This window comes from Thauera carbonicopians, from assembly GCF_025699485.1.
GTDB lineage: Bacteria > Pseudomonadota > Gammaproteobacteria > Burkholderiales > Rhodocyclaceae > Thauera.
Window position 1 is genome coordinate 17,688 of sequence record NZ_JANUXN010000020.1, and the last position, 13,394, is coordinate 31,081.

The following is a 13,394-nucleotide window of genomic DNA, read 5'->3' on the forward strand; positions in this document are numbered from 1 at the left end:
ATGGGCCGGCATTGCCGGCCCCGAACATCGTTGCCGTGCTCAGCCGTCCGTCCGGGATTCGGTGACGCCGCCCGGAATGAACAGCGGATTCGGCCCGCTGCGCAGGTAGCCGGCTTCATCGACCAGGATGTCCAGCGCCAGCGTGGCGAGGTCGTCGGCCACCGGGTCGGCGCTGGCGTCCTTGTCGCGCAGCACCTGCTTCAGGTAGCTGTGGCAGTCGTCGCAGACTTCGGCGCGCACGGCGTCGTGGGTGGTGTTGCCCTCGGCTTCGAGCACGCGGTAGGACACCTTGTCGGTTTCGCCGCAGCTCGTGCAGTTGGCGCGCACCAGGTTCCATTCGGTGTTGCACAGCGAACAGTGCAGGTAGCGCGCGCCGGTGTATTGGCCGGCCTGGATCACGCTGGATACCGGCAGGCTGCCGCAGCAGGGGCAGACGCCGGGTACGTCGAGCCGGGCCAGGCCGGCCAGCGCGGGCTGGGCGGCCATCCAGGTCCAATACACCTGCAGCGCGGCGGCGATGAAGGGCAGGCGGGCGCTGTGCGCGGGGTCGTATTCGGTGCGCAGCACGCCATCGGCCAGGACTTCCAGTTCGGCTTCGCCGGCAGTGAGCAGCCCGGCCAGCACCGGGCGCAGCGCTTCGGGCGCATGGGCTTGCAGGCCGCCGGCGAGGGCGGCGAGGTGCTTGCGCCAGACCGGGTCACGCTGCCAGCCGTTGGCCGGCAGCACCGGCATGCCGTGTTCGCGCGCCTGCGTGCGCGCGGCATCGGACGGCAGGGGTACGGCCGGGTGGGCCTTCAGCAGGTCGTGCTGGATGCGGCTCAGGCGGGCGAGAAAGGCGAGCCAGTCGCCCAGGGCGTGGCCGTCGGCCAGGCGTTCGAAACGCGCGGCACGGTCGGCGAAGACACTGGCCGGCACGGGCTGCAGCACCGCGGGCGCTTCGGAGCCCTGCTGCAGATTGGCGCCGGCGGCGGTTTGGGGCAGGTTCATGTGCTTCCTCACAAGGCGCGGCGGGCGGGGCCCGGTCAGACCGGACACCGCCCGCCGTGGGTCGGGGACAGGACCGATCAGTCCTTGCCCGTCATCTGGCGGTACCAGCCACGGTGGTGCTGCTTGGCCCAGGCCCGCGTCACCGTGCCGTAGAGCATGGCGCGGATGGTGCCGCGGGTCCAGATCGCGGCATACACGTGCACGAAGATCAGGCCGATCATGAACGCGGCGGCGGCGGCATGCACCACCACGGCGATGCGCACCAGCTCGGTCGGGAAGTCGAACTGGCTGCGCCACATCACCACGCCCGAGACGGTGATCAGCACCATGCACAGCGTCAGCAGCCAGAACAGCAGCTTCTGGCCGCCGTTGTACTTGCCTTGCTCGGGCATGTCGTGGTCGTTGCCGTCCACCATCTTGCCGACCTTGGACAGCCAGTCCCAGTCCTTCCCGCCCATCAGGTTGAGGCTGGCGAAGCGGAAGAACATGATGACGAAGAACACCGCCATCACCACGCCGATCCAGGGGTGCAGGATGCGCGCCCAGGTGCCGCCGCCGAACAGATTGACCAGCGGGAACAGCGCGGGGTGGAAAAAGGCCAGACCGGACAGCGCGAGCAGGATGAAGCAGATGCCCACGATCCAGTGGTTGGCGCGCTCGGAGGCGTTGTAACGCTGCAGGTCACGCGGATTGCGGATCATTTTGCGTCCTCCTTTTCCATTTCCGCTTCGAGCTCCTTGGAGACCTCGTTCGGACCCTTCATGACGTAATGGAACAGGCTGCCGATGGCCGTGGCGCCCAGCGCGAGCAGGGCGAGCGGCTTGGCGACGCCCTTCCACAGCGCCACGGTCGGGCTGATCTGCGGGTTCTCCGGCAGGTCGGCGTACAGCGTCGGCTTGTCGGCATGGTGCAGCACGTACATCACGTGGGTGCCGCCGACGCCTTGCGGATCGTAGAGGCCGGCGTTCTGGTAGCCGCGATCCTTGAGGTCGTCGATGCGCGCCTCGGCGTAATGCACCATGTCCTCCTTGGCGCCGAACTTGATCGCGCCGGTCGGACAGGCTTTGGCACAGGCGGGTGCCTGGCCGACCGCGACGCGGTCGGAGCACAGCGAGCACTTGTAGGCCTTGTTGTCCGTCTTCGACAGCCGCGGGATGTTGAACGGACAGCCGGTGATGCAGTAGCCGCAGCCGACGCAGTTCTCCTGGTGGAAATCGACGATGCCGTTGGAGTACTGGATGATGGCGCCCGGCGAGGGACAGGCCTTCAGGCAGCCGGGGTCGGCGCAGTGCATGCAGCCGTCCTTGCGGATGAGCCATTCGAGCCTGCCGTTCTCCTCGACCTCGGTGAAGCGCATCAGCGTCCACGTCTTGTCGTCGAGATCCTGCGGGTTGTCGTAGATGCCGACGTTGTTGCCCACTTCCGGGCGGATGTCGTTCCACTCCATGCATGCCGCCTGGCAGGCCTTGCAGCCGATGCAGGCGGACACGTCGATGAGCTTGGCGACTTCGGTGGTTTCGCGCACCTTGGGCGCCTCGGTGGTGGTCGCCGAGCGCCGCGCGATGTCTAGCGATTGCAGTGCCATGGGACCTCCCCTATGCCTTCTCGATGTCCACCAGGAACGCCTTGTACTCCGGCGTCTGGCTGTTGGCGTCGCCCACGAACGGCGTCAGGGTGTTGGTGATGTAGCCCGGTTTGGTCTCACCCTTGAAGCCGTAGTGCAGCGGGATGCCCACCGTATGGACCTTGCGGCCCTCCACCGTCAGCACCGGGATGCGCCGGGTCACCACCGCCACCGCCTTGATGTGGCCGCGGTTGGAGCGCACGGTGACGACGTCGCCCTTGCGGATGCCCTTCTCGGCCGCCAGTTCCTCGGAAATCTCGACGAAGTGCTCCGGCTGGAGGATCGCGTTGATCTTCGAGGTCTTGGTCCAGAAGTGGAAGTGCTCGGCCAGGCGGTAGGTGGTGGCGACATAGGGGAATTCGTCGGCCTTGCCGAACACTTCCATGTCGCCCTTGTACACCCGTGCCGCCGGGTTGCTGACCACCGCGGGCACGTCCGGATGCATCGGGTTCTTGCCCAATGGCGTCTCGAACGGCTCGTAGTGCTCGGGGAAGGGCCCTTCCACCATGCCGGGCGCGAACAGGCGGGCAACGCCCTCGCCGGTCATGATGAAGGCACCGACGCCCTCTTCCGGCGCGGCGTTGGGCCGCATGTCGGGCACGTCGTTGCCGCCCCAGGCCTTGCCGTTCCAGTGGAGGATGTTGCGGCTCGGGTCCCACGGCTTGCCGCTGGCGTCGCAGGAGGCGCGGTTGTACAGGATGCGGCGGTTGGCCGGCCAGGCGAAGCCCCAGTTGAGCGACTGGCCGAGGCCGGTCGGGTCGCTGTTGTCGCGCCGTGCGGTGAGGTTGCCGGCCTGCGACCACATGCCCGAATACAGCCAGTTGCCGCAGGCCGTGGAGCCGTCGTTGCGCAGCACGGCGAAGCCCGCGACCTGTTCGCCGGCCTTGACCGTGACGTTGCCGCTGGCGTCGGCCAGGTCGCTGACCGCATAGCCGCTGATCTCGCGCGCCAGCTCTTCCGCGGACGGATGGCTGGGAATGCGGTAGGGCCAGTGCAGCTTCATCAACTGCTCGGGGAAGGCGCCGCCTTCGCTGGTGTACATCGCCCGCAGCCGGGTGAACAGCTGGCCGAGGATCTCGGTGTCCTCACGCGTTTCACCCGGGCCGTCGGCAGCCTTCCAGTGCCACTGGATGACGCGGCTGGAGTTGGTGAAGCTGCCCTCGTGCTCGGCGAACAGCGCCGCCGGCAGGCGGAACACCTCGGTCTGGATCTGCGCCGGATCGACCTTGTTCAACTCACCGTGGTTCTTCCAGAACTCGGACGTGTCGGTGGCCAGCGGGTCGATCACCACCAGGTACTTCAGCTTGGACAGCGCGGCCGAGACCTTGCCCTTGTTGGCGACCGAGGCCAGCGGGTTGAAGCCCTGGCAGGCGAAGCCGTTCATGCGGCCCTGGTGCATGCGCTCGAACATCGCCAGCACGTCGTAGGCGGTGTCCTGCTTGGGCAGCCAGTCGTAGCCGAAGTTGTTGTCGGCGGTGGCATTCGGGCCGTAGAAGGCCTTCAGCAGGCTGACGAAGAACTTGGAGTAGTTGCTCCAGTAGTTCATCTGCCCCGGGCGCAGCATCTTCGGCGTCCGCTTGGTGACGAAGCTCTCCAGCGTCGGCTCGGCGTCGGTCGGCTCGTGCAGGTAACCCGGCAGGCTCTCGCCGAACAGGCACTGGTCGGTGATGCCCTGCACGTTGGCGTGGCCGCGCAGTGCGTTGATGCCGCCGCCGGCCATGCCCATGTTGCCCAGCAGCAACTGGATCATCGCCATCGTGCGGATGTTCTGCGAACCCACCGAGTGCTGCGTCCAGCCCAGCGCGTACAGGATGGTCATCGTGCGATTGGGCGCCGAGCATTCGGCGATCATTTCGCAGACCTTCAGGAAGGCATCCTTCGGCGTGCCGGTGATGCGGCTGACGGTGTCGGCGTCGTAGCGGGCGAAGTGCTTCTTCATCAACTGGAAGACGCAGTTCGGGTCCTGCAGCGTCGGATCGACCCTGGCGTAGCCGTCCTCGCCCATCTGGTAGCTCCAGGTGGACTTGTCGTAGTTGCGCTTGTCGGCGTTGTAGCCGCTGAACAGGCCGTCCTCGAAACCGAAGTCGGGGTTGATCAGGAAGGGCGCATTGGTGTGCGTCTTCACGTACTCGTGCTGGATCTTGTCGTTTTCCAGCAGGTAGTGGATGACGCCCGACAGGAAGGCGATGTCCGAGCCCGCGCGGATCGGCGCGTAGTAGTCCGACACGGCCGCGGAGCGGGTGAAGCGGGGGTCGACGACGACCAGCCTGGCCTTGCGGCCCTGCTTCGCTTCCTGCACCCACTTGAAGCCGCAGATGTGGGCTTCGGCGGCGTTGCCACCCATGATCAGGACGAGGTCGGCATTCTTGATGTCGACCCAGTGGTTGGTCATCGAACCACGCCCGAAGGTCGGAGCCAGACTGGCTACCGTGGGAGCGTGTCAGATGCGTGCCTGGGTGTCGAATGCAACCGCGCCAAGGCCGCGCAGGACCTTGTGGGTGAGGTATCCCGGTTCGTTGGAAGCGGCGGAGCTGGCGAGGAAACCGAAGGTGTTCCAGCGGTTGACCGTCAGGCCGGCGTCGTTCTTCTCGATGAAGTTGGCATCGCGGTCGGCCTTCATGTGCCTGGCGATGCGGTCGAAGGCTTCGTCCCAGGAAATGCGCTTCCACTCGTTGCTGCCGGGTTCGCGCACTTCGGGGTGGGTCAGGCGCAGCGGGCTGTGGACCATGTCCAGCAGGCCGGCGCCCTTCGGACAGAGGCTGCCCCGGTTGACCGGGTTGTCCGGGTCGCCCTCGATGTGGAAGATCCGTGCCTTGGCGTTCTTCGACTTGTCGCCCATCGAATAGACCAGCGTTCCACAGGATACGGAACAGTAAGGACAGATGCTGCGTGTTTCGGTGGCGTGCGCGAGCTTGTACTGACGAACTTCGGCCAGTGCCGCGGTGGGTGCGAAACCCATCGTGGCCAGGCTCGAACCCGTCATGCCCGCCGCGCAGACCTTGAAGAATCCGCGTCTCGAGACGTTCATGGTTCCCTCCGCCTTCGTTGGTTTGCATGGCTGTGTGGACAGCTACCGCCAATGGAAACATAAAACCATATGAAATGTAAGGCATAGGTTTACCCTATGGAGGAGAGGGGCGATCCAGACGGGATAAACGATCGGATGCCATTGGTTTCGCCGGGGCTAGCCGTGCTGTCCGGCGGCCTCTCCGGGCCGCCGATGTGCCGCGATGCAGGACACCACGCTCATCGACACCAGCAGGAAGGCGGCGACTTCCAGCGCCGTCGGCAGCCGCTGCTCCCAGGCGAAGCCGTACAGCAGCGCGAATAGGGTCTCGAACAGGATCATCTGGCCGACCAGGGTCAGCGGCAGCAGGCGGCTCATGCGGTTCCACAGCGCGTTGCCGGCGATCGAGGCGAAGAAGGCCAGGCCGGCGGCGACGCCGGCGAGCCGGAGCCAGTCGGTGGTGGCATGCGACGAGTTGTCGAGCAGCGCGGCGAACGGCAGCAGCGCAAGCGTTAGCGCGCCGGTGACGACGCCGGTCAGCAGGTTCCAGTCGTGGGCGGCGATGCGTTGCAGCCGCGCCAGCCAGCGGCTGTTGGCGACGGCGAACCAGGTCCATGTCGCCAGCGCGCCCAGTGCGCACAGCAGGCCGGCGAGCTGGCGTTCGGTGGAACCCGAGGCCGGTGCCGCCAGCGCCTGCCAGCCGATGCACAATGCGCCCGCTGCGCAGAAAACGAGCGAGAGCGTGAGCTTGCGCAGCGGCACCGCACCGGCGTTGCGGCTGCCGATGATCGTCACCGCCACCGGCAGGAAGCCGATGACGAGCGAAGTCATGGCGATGCCGCCGAGCTGCACCGCGGTGGACAGCAGCGCGTAGTAGGCAATGTTGCCGACCAGCGCCAGGCTGCCGACGCCGATCCATTCGCGCCGAGTCAGCCCCGGCAGCACGATGCGCCGCCGCGGCGCGAGCAGCGCAGCGGACAGCAGGCCGTAGAACAGGTAGCGGCCGAAGGTCAGGTGCAGCGGGCTGAAGTCGCTGACCAGCTCGGGCGCCAGGAACACCAGGCCCCACAAGGCGCCGGCGCCAGCGCCGCAGAGGATTCCGATCGTGGTTTGCGAACCGCCCGGCATGTCTGTCTTCCTTGTCTGGTGAAGGCGACAGGCTAGGCATCCGCGCCGGGCGGGTCTTGTCGAAAGCTGCCGGGTTTTGGGCTCAGGCTCCTGCGGCTTTTCGCCGATAGGCCGCCGGCGTCATGCCGCAGGCCTTGCGCACTGCGCGGGTCAATGCGCTCTGGTCGGAAAAGCCGGCGCGCAGGGCGATTTCGGCGATCGGCAGTTCGGTCGTCGCCAGCCAGCGCAGCACCTGCTCCAGCCGGCGTTCGGCCAGCCAGGCATGCGGCGTGGTGCCGAGCTCCTCGCGGAACACCGCATGCAGGCGGCTGGTGCTCAGCCTGGCCTGCACCGCCATGTCGGCGACCGTCCAGCCGAGCGCGTGCTCGGTGCCCATGGCGGCGAGCAGCCCGGCGAGGCGGGAAACCGGCCGCGGCGGCGCCTCGGCGAGCGCGTCGAGCAGCAGCGGCGTCCACAGCGCCGTGTTTCGGGCCGGCACGCCGCCTTCCAGCGCAGCGCCCATGTAGTCGATCAGATGCGCTGCGGCCGGCGTGACGGTGACGAAACGGCGTGCCGCAAGGCTATCCATCGCCTGTGCGTCGGGGAGGTCGACCACCAGGAAGCGGTTCGGCTGGCGGCCTTCCTGCGCATGGCGCGTCCCGGCCGGCACGTAGGCCGCCCGCGTCCGATCGAGCCGCGCGCCCTGCCCTTCGAGCTCGATGTCGAGCGAGCCGGCGAGCGGCAGCACGAGCTGGGCGAAATCGTGGGCATGGGCGTGGCCGTCCGTACCGTAGCTGCGGATCGAGATTGCTGGCGGCGGGGTGTCGGGTTCGTTCTGGCTCATTGCTGGCGGCGTCCCGAATGGGGCAGGTGCGCATCGGGATGGCGGCTGCAGTATGTATCGTCTGTCGGGCTGTGGACAACCATCGCCGCGGCGGAGATGTCCGCTATCGGAGACGTCCCCCGCGCCGTCGATGCCCGGTGCCCGCACGTTTCCTCGAGCGGGAACAGCGCCTAACATGTGCGGCCTGGCCGCGGCCGACGCAAGTTCCGCGTCGTGGCACGAGTCGTTTGATCCGAAAGGAGCCGTTCATCATGACCCAGACCGCATCCGCCCCTTCCATTCTCATCATCGGCGCATCGAGAGGCATCGGCCTCGGCCTGGTGAGTGAATACCTGTCCCGGGGATGGCAGGTCATCGCCACCGAGCGCAAGCCCTCTCCCGGCTCCGCGCTCGGCCGCCTGGCGCAGGAGTCGGCAGGCGCATTGCGTGTCGAAGCGATCGACATCGACCAGCCCGATCAGATCGCTGCCCTGGCGGCGCGCCTGCAGGGCGTTTCGCTGGACGTCCTGCTCGTCAATGCCGGCGTGATCGACAGCCCCCGGCTGCCCATCGGCGAGGTCGGCACTGCGGAATTCGTGCGCCTGATGGTGACCAATGCCCTGAGCCCCTTGCGCGTCATCGAAGCACTGGCCGCGCTGGTCAAGCCCCAGGGCAGCATCGCCGCGATGTCGTCGGGGCTGGGCAGCATCGCCGGCAACACCGAAGGCGGTTCCGAGCTGTACCGCGCCAGCAAGGCCGCGCTGAACATGCTGCTGCGCAGCTACACCGCCCGTGCCGGCGGCGAGCGCACCGTGCTGGCCTTGATGCCGGGCTGGGTGCGCACCGACATGGGCGGTCCGGATGCGGCGATCAGCGTGGAAGAAAGCGCGAAGGGGCTGGCCGACACCATTGCCCGACACCAGGGTGAGCGCGGCACGATATTCGTCGATTACCAGGACAAGCCGATCCCCTGGTAAGGAGGTCGATGGCGTGCGGCGGTCGGCCGGGGCTGGGCGGGGCCCGGCCCGCCGCCCGCAGCGCTTCAGTCCAGGCCGGAGAAATCCGGCTTGCGCTTCTCGAGGAAGGCCGCGAAGGCCTCACGAGCTGCAGGCCCCTTCGTCCGGACCACGAAGGCGTCGGCTTCTCGCTTGATGCGGGCCAGCACTTCGTCGGTATTCCTGAGCAAGGCCTTGGTCTGCAGCACGGAGCCGGCGGGCAGCCGGCTCAGGCGCCGTGCCTGCGCCAGCGCGAAGTCCAGCACCGGCTGCTCGCTGACGACCCGATTGACCAGGCCGATTTCCCGGGCTTCGCCGGCGGACAGCGGGTCGCCGAACAGCAGCGCTTCGGCTGCCTGCTGATGCCCGGCGAGCCGCGGCAGCAGCAGGCTGGACGCGCCTTCGGGGACCAGGCCGAGGGCGACGAAGGGAAACGAGAAGCGGGCGCTGTCCTGCGCATAGACCAGGTCGCAGTGGAACAGCATCGTCGCGCCGACGCCGACCGCGAGTCCATTGACGGCGGCGACAATCGGCTTTTTCACTTGGACGAGCGCATTCAGGAAATGGAAGGGCGGCGCATCCACGCTGTCCGGGGGGTACTCTAGGAAGTCCTGGAGATCGTTCCCCGCCGAGAAGGCGTCGCCTCTGCCGGTGATCAGGATCACCGACACGGCGGCATCCGCGTCCGCCGCGACCAGCGCTTCACGCAGCTGGTCGTACATCGCCCCGGTGAAGGCGTTCTTCTTCTCCGGCCGGTTCAGCTCGATGACTTGGACGCCATGCTGGCGGGAGCACTCGATCATCCATGTTCTCCTGACGGGATCATTGGCCGATGGTAGCAGCGTTCGCAATCAGCGGACGGAGTCGGTCGTCGTAGTCGGCCAGGCGCGGAAACTCGAGCGGGACATCGCCGTCGAGCGAGCGGATGCGGGTCTTCCAGGTTTCCATGACCTGGTTTCGCGCTTCGCCGGAGAGATAGGGAATGTGCCAGCCGACGAAAGGAGGCAGCACCTGCAGTCCGGCATAGGCCAGCGTGCCCTGCAGGAAATGCTTCAGCATGTCCTCGATCGGCCCATGGATGCCTTGCACTTCGAACATGTGCTCCTGGCCACCCAGCGTGAGGCCGACGAGCGCGCGGCGCCCGGCCAGGCCGCCGCGGTCGTAGAAGCGCTTGCCGCCATAGACCTGGCCCGAGACGAACACCCGGTCGATCCAGCCCTTGAGGATGGCCGGTGTCGAATACCAGAACAGCGGAAACACGAACACCAACAGATCGCACCACAGCAGTTTGTCGAGCTCCGCACGGATGTCGGCGCCGAGCGTGCCGGTCTGCACGCCGTGGCGCTGTTCGAGCGCGTAGACGCAGTAGTCGGGATCGGCGCGCTGGTCGAAGTCGGCCGTCGAGGCCACCGGCTGGAAGCCCATGGCATACAGGTCCGAGACCTGGACTTGGTGGCCCTGCTGCTCGAAGGCCTCGACTGCGGCGGACTTCATCGCGGTGCAGAAGGACTTCGGCTCGGGATGGGCGTGGACGATGAAAACTTTCATGGATGGGCCCTCGTGTTCGGCAGGCCGCGCCCCTGCCGCTGCCGGCCGGGCGCGTCTTCCTGTTGGCAGCCGCTTCGGCTGAAGCATTTGCGGGTGCAGGCAGTTTAGAAATCCGGGCCTGCGGTGTAGAGTGGCAAAAGCGACTATCTATGTGCGAATTCCGCCATTGCCATGATCCACGCCGCGATCCTCGTACTCGAACAGTGCCATGCCTCCAGCGCCGGCGGCTTTGCCGACATCCTGCAGGTCGCGAACGCGCATCTGCGACGGCAGCAGGGCGCCGATGCCGTGCAGTTCGGCTGGCGCTTCGTGGCCTTTTCGGACAGGCCCGTCACCGCGAGCAACGGCCTGCAATTGCAGGTGCACAAGCTGGAGCCGGGCGAGCGCTACGATCTCGTCTTCATCCCCGGCCTGCATTACGAGGGCCGTGCGCGATTCGACCGCCTGCTCGAGCGCCAGGCCGAGGCCTGCGCCTGGCTGGCCGCGCAGTGGCGAGCCGGGGCGTGGATCGCCGCCAACTGCACCGGCACGTTCGTGCTGGCGCAGACGGGGCTGCTCGACGGCAGGACGGCGACGACGACCTGGTGGCTGGAGCGCCAGTTCCGCGCCCGCTATCCGGAGGTGGCGCTGCAGTTGCGCTCGGTGATCACCGAGTCGGAGCGGATGGTCTGCGCGGGCGCTTCGGCCTCCTACCTGCTGCAGGCGATCCGCGTCGTCGAACGCTTTGCCGGACCGGCCGTTGCCGCGCAGACGGCCAGGAGCCTGTTGATCGACGTCAGCCAGACCAGCCAGGTCCCCTACCTGCCGCTGCTGGCGGAGCGGACGCACGCGGATTCGCTGGTACTGCGTGCACAGCACTGGCTGCAGCGCAACATGGCGCGGGAGCTGCGGATCTCCGAACTCGCCGCGGCGCTGGCGGTCAGCGACCGCACTCTGATCCGGCGCTTCAAGGCCGCACTGGAGCAGGCGCCGCTGGCCTACCTGCAGGATCTGCGGCTCGAGGCCGCCCGCAGGCTGCTGGAAACCGGCGACCAGAGCCTGGACGCCATTGCCGGCCAGGTCGGCTACACCGACACGAGTTCGTTCTCGCGGCTCTTCCGCCAGCGCATCGGCATGAGCCCCGGAGCGTACCGGAATCGGTTCCGGGTCGATCTGACGTCTGGCTGACCGCCAGTCGACCGGATGTTTCAAAGGCAGGACGGCTGCCGGGAATTGCAGGCCTGCGCCCTGCCGCGAGCATCAGCGCTCAGTCTTTTCCCTTTTCCGATTCGCGCACCGTCAGCACCGGGATGGGCGAACTGCGCACGATCTTTTCCGCCGTCGAGCCCATCAGCAGCTTTTCCAGCCCGGTGCGGCCGTGGGTGCCCATGACGATCAGGTCGGCGCCGATCCGCTCGGCCTCGCGGAGCAGTTCCTCGTGGGCGGAGCCAAAGACGACGTGGGTGGTGCTGTCGAGACCGGTGAAATTGGCCTGGCAGAACTGCTGCATGTCCTCCGCCGCATTCTGCTTGATCTCGCCCATCATGTTGGAGAGCATCGCCGAGGAGACACGGAGATTGCTCCTGTCATGCAGCGTGGTGATGACGTGCAGGACGTGCAGGCGGGCGCCCGACAGCGTGCACAAGGTCCGCGCTAACTCGCTCGCCTGGGCAGAACCCCGCGAAAAATCGGTCGCGAACAGGATGGTTTCGATCTTGGCCATGACATCTCCTAGCAGTGGATTGGCACGGGAGGAGGTGCGTTGTCGCTGTTTCCTCGCAATGCCCCGACCATAGCAGAGCGGCCTGACGCAAACAGTGCGCTGGATCAAGGTATCGGCACGTCATCGCGGCCCCAGGTTGGCGGCGGGCAGCCGCATGCCGGGGCACAGGATGCTGCGCCCCGGGGGCCGGACGCTACTTCATGTCGTGGCGTTGGCCGGCCGGCTTTCCGCTGGCCGAATCCGGCCGCTATTGCCCGCGGGTGAACAGGTAGTCGTTGTCGGCCAGCGGAATGTGACAGGAGAAGCACTGGATGCCGCCATCCGTCACCGCCCTGGCATTCGGGTCGCCGCCCTTGAAGGCCTGGAAGCCCCAGCCGCCCGTTTCGGGGTAGCGCTCGTCGTCCTTGACCATCACGGCGACGACCTTGCGCGCGGCCTGGGACAGCGAGTGGTTGTCGTCCGCGGAATAGGCGAAGCGGTCCACGGCGAAGATGGCGCCCTTGGCGAACTTGCCGGTCTTCAAACCCTCCCGTGCGGCGGCATCGGCATAGACGTGCTGGATGCCGACGTTGCCTGCCGGTTCGTGCCCGTCGAGGTTGACGGTCGAATGATGGTGGTGCCAGTCGCGGTAGCCTTCCGGGAAGGGAATCTGGCTGGTGTCCTGCGCGGCCAGCGCAGTGCCTGCGCCGCTGAGGGTGATGGCAATTGCCAATGTCCTGAACATTTCGTCGCCTCCTGATTTTTTTCGGGAACGGGTCCGGCGACGGGCCGGAGTCCGTGTTCTCATGGGTCATGCCCGGCTTCAGCCTACACAGGATGTGCTGCGCCTGGTATCGCCCGGATCGGCAATCGAAGATCGAGAAAATCATGATCCGGCGCGCTGCGATGCCGGCCGCCGGAGCGAGCCTGCGGGCGGCATACACCTGTTGCCGGCATGGATTTGATCCATCACATGGAAAGCGATGGGCGTCCTGCTTTAGCGTCGCAATTCATTCCGCGACCGGCCGCCGCGGCGCGGCCATCCACAGGAGCTTTCCATGTTTCTGCTCGATTGGCTGTTCGGCAGGCGTCATGACGAGCCGCAGGCCGCGCCTGCCCATGCCGCGCCGGAGGCCGGGCCTTGTGCGCCGGGCACGTCGATCCGCTACAGCGCCGACCTGATCGAACATCTGGTGCGCGACCACCGCAGCATGCTCGACTGCGTCGGCGAGATCGGCCGCGCGGCGCGCAGCGGGCGCCTGGACGAGGCCGTGCCGCTGCTGGAGCGTTTCCGTACCGACCTCCACGGCCATCTGCTGGTCGAGAACGTGCGGCTGTACGTCTATCTCGAACATACGCTGGCGAGCGATCCCGCCAGCCATGCGCTGATGCACGAGTTCCGCCACGACATGGACGAGATCGGCAAGAAGGTCGTCGCTTTCCTGACGCGCTATGCCCGTCTCGGCGAGGATCCTTCGCTGGCAGCCGGTTTCGTCGCCGACCTCGACGTCGTGGCCGCGGCCCTGGCAGACCGCATCCGGCGCGAGGAGGACGTGCTCTACCCGCTCTACGCGCCGGCGGCCTGAGGCGGCCGGCCGGCGATCGCGGACTGCGGATGCCGG

Annotated in this window: 13 protein-coding genes; 3 read left to right on the forward strand and 10 right to left on the reverse strand. The window is 67.1% G+C overall.

The annotated features are described in order from the left end of the window. Positions 1-39: 39 nt before the first annotated feature. The 6 genes from fdhE to NX068_RS18220 all read right to left on the reverse strand — a co-directional run bounded on the left by fdhE (position 40) and on the right by NX068_RS18220 (position 7,569). Positions 40-987 carry a formate dehydrogenase accessory protein FdhE gene (gene fdhE / locus NX068_RS18195; RefSeq protein ID WP_263462683.1) on the reverse strand — a complete coding sequence of 316 codons (948 nt, stop codon included), beginning with the start codon at positions 985-987 and terminating at the stop codon, positions 40-42. A 77-nt stretch (positions 988-1,064) separates the two neighbouring features. Beyond that, positions 1,065-1,688, reverse strand: a complete 624-nt coding sequence (locus tag NX068_RS18200; protein ID WP_263462684.1) for a formate dehydrogenase subunit gamma — start codon at positions 1,686-1,688, stop codon at positions 1,065-1,067. Further along, on the reverse strand, positions 1,685-2,572 hold the full coding sequence (gene fdxH, locus NX068_RS18205) for a formate dehydrogenase subunit beta (RefSeq protein ID WP_263462685.1): 888 nt from the start codon (positions 2,570-2,572) through the stop codon (positions 1,685-1,687). Before fdxH ends, NX068_RS18200 begins: the two co-directional genes overlap by 4 nt. Before the next feature lie 10 nt (positions 2,573-2,582). Continuing rightward, positions 2,583-5,639, reverse strand: a complete 3,057-nt coding sequence (fdnG, locus tag NX068_RS18210; RefSeq protein ID WP_263462686.1) for a formate dehydrogenase-N subunit alpha — start codon at positions 5,637-5,639, stop codon at positions 2,583-2,585. A gap of 156 nt (positions 5,640-5,795) precedes the next feature. Next, positions 5,796-6,746, reverse strand: a complete 951-nt coding sequence (locus NX068_RS18215) for a DMT family transporter (RefSeq protein WP_263462687.1) — start codon at positions 6,744-6,746, stop codon at positions 5,796-5,798. A gap of 82 nt (positions 6,747-6,828) precedes the next feature. Next, positions 6,829-7,569, reverse strand: a complete 741-nt coding sequence (locus NX068_RS18220; protein WP_263462688.1) for a helix-turn-helix transcriptional regulator — start codon at positions 7,567-7,569, stop codon at positions 6,829-6,831. Positions 7,570-7,820: 251 nt separating this feature from the next. Here NX068_RS18220 and NX068_RS18225 point away from each other — a divergent pair, with 251 nt between their 5' ends. Further along, complete coding sequence (locus NX068_RS18225) at positions 7,821-8,525, forward strand: SDR family NAD(P)-dependent oxidoreductase (protein ID WP_263462689.1); 705 nt, start codon at positions 7,821-7,823, stop codon at positions 8,523-8,525. A 65-nt stretch (positions 8,526-8,590) separates the two neighbouring features. Here NX068_RS18225 and NX068_RS18230 read toward each other — a convergent pair whose 3' ends face one another. Further along, the gene (locus tag NX068_RS18230) at positions 8,591-9,346 is read right to left on the reverse strand and encodes an enoyl-CoA hydratase (RefSeq protein WP_263462690.1); all 756 of its coding nucleotides are present in this window, start codon (positions 9,344-9,346) and stop codon (positions 8,591-8,593) included. A 19-nt stretch (positions 9,347-9,365) separates the two neighbouring features. Further along, positions 9,366-10,091: an NAD(P)H-dependent oxidoreductase gene (locus NX068_RS18235; protein WP_263462691.1), complete on the reverse strand. Its 726-nt coding sequence runs from the start codon at positions 10,089-10,091 to the stop codon at positions 9,366-9,368. A gap of 171 nt (positions 10,092-10,262) precedes the next feature. Between NX068_RS18235 and NX068_RS18240 the strand changes: the two genes are divergently transcribed. Then, positions 10,263-11,258, forward strand: coding sequence for a GlxA family transcriptional regulator (locus NX068_RS18240; RefSeq protein WP_263462692.1), 996 nt, complete (start codon positions 10,263-10,265; stop codon positions 11,256-11,258). Between the two features lie 79 nt (positions 11,259-11,337). On the opposite strand, the gene NX068_RS18245 is transcribed toward NX068_RS18240, so the two are convergent. Next, positions 11,338-11,793, reverse strand: coding sequence for a universal stress protein (locus NX068_RS18245; RefSeq protein WP_263462693.1), 456 nt, complete (start codon positions 11,791-11,793; stop codon positions 11,338-11,340). A gap of 247 nt (positions 11,794-12,040) precedes the next feature. Then, positions 12,041-12,517, reverse strand: coding sequence for a cytochrome P460 family protein (locus NX068_RS18250; RefSeq protein WP_263462694.1), 477 nt, complete (start codon positions 12,515-12,517; stop codon positions 12,041-12,043). Positions 12,518-12,830: 313 nt separating this feature from the next. On the opposite strand from NX068_RS18250, the gene NX068_RS18255 reads away from it, so the two are divergent. After that, positions 12,831-13,358 (forward strand): hemerythrin domain-containing protein, encoded by a 528-nt coding sequence (locus NX068_RS18255; RefSeq protein WP_263462695.1) that lies wholly within the window; start codon positions 12,831-12,833, stop codon positions 13,356-13,358. Positions 13,359-13,394: the final 36 nt, after the last annotated feature.

What these genes read in the sequence shown, in the direction of transcription:
- fdhE (WP_263462683.1), bottom strand. Translation starts at nt 987, where the DNA reads ATGAACCTGCCCCAAACCGCCGCCGGCGCCAATCTGCAGCAGGGCTCC.
- NX068_RS18200 (WP_263462684.1), bottom strand. Translation starts at nt 1,688, where the DNA reads ATGATCCGCAATCCGCGTGACCTGCAGCGTTACAACGCCTCCGAGCGC.
- fdxH (WP_263462685.1), bottom strand. Translation starts at nt 2,572, where the DNA reads ATGGCACTGCAATCGCTAGACATCGCGCGGCGCTCGGCGACCACCACC.
- NX068_RS18215 (WP_263462687.1), bottom strand. Translation starts at nt 6,746, where the DNA reads ATGCCGGGCGGTTCGCAAACCACGATCGGAATCCTCTGCGGCGCTGGC.
- NX068_RS18220 (WP_263462688.1), bottom strand. Translation starts at nt 7,569, where the DNA reads ATGAGCCAGAACGAACCCGACACCCCGCCGCCAGCAATCTCGATCCGC.
- NX068_RS18225 (WP_263462689.1), top strand. Translation starts at nt 7,821, where the DNA reads ATGACCCAGACCGCATCCGCCCCTTCCATTCTCATCATCGGCGCATCG.
- NX068_RS18230 (WP_263462690.1), bottom strand. Translation starts at nt 9,346, where the DNA reads ATGATCGAGTGCTCCCGCCAGCATGGCGTCCAAGTCATCGAGCTGAAC.
- NX068_RS18235 (WP_263462691.1), bottom strand. Translation starts at nt 10,091, where the DNA reads ATGAAAGTTTTCATCGTCCACGCCCATCCCGAGCCGAAGTCCTTCTGC.
- NX068_RS18240 (WP_263462692.1), top strand. Translation starts at nt 10,263, where the DNA reads ATGATCCACGCCGCGATCCTCGTACTCGAACAGTGCCATGCCTCCAGC.
- NX068_RS18245 (WP_263462693.1), bottom strand. Translation starts at nt 11,793, where the DNA reads ATGGCCAAGATCGAAACCATCCTGTTCGCGACCGATTTTTCGCGGGGT.
- NX068_RS18250 (WP_263462694.1), bottom strand. Translation starts at nt 12,517, where the DNA reads ATGTTCAGGACATTGGCAATTGCCATCACCCTCAGCGGCGCAGGCACT.
- NX068_RS18255 (WP_263462695.1), top strand. Translation starts at nt 12,831, where the DNA reads ATGTTTCTGCTCGATTGGCTGTTCGGCAGGCGTCATGACGAGCCGCAG.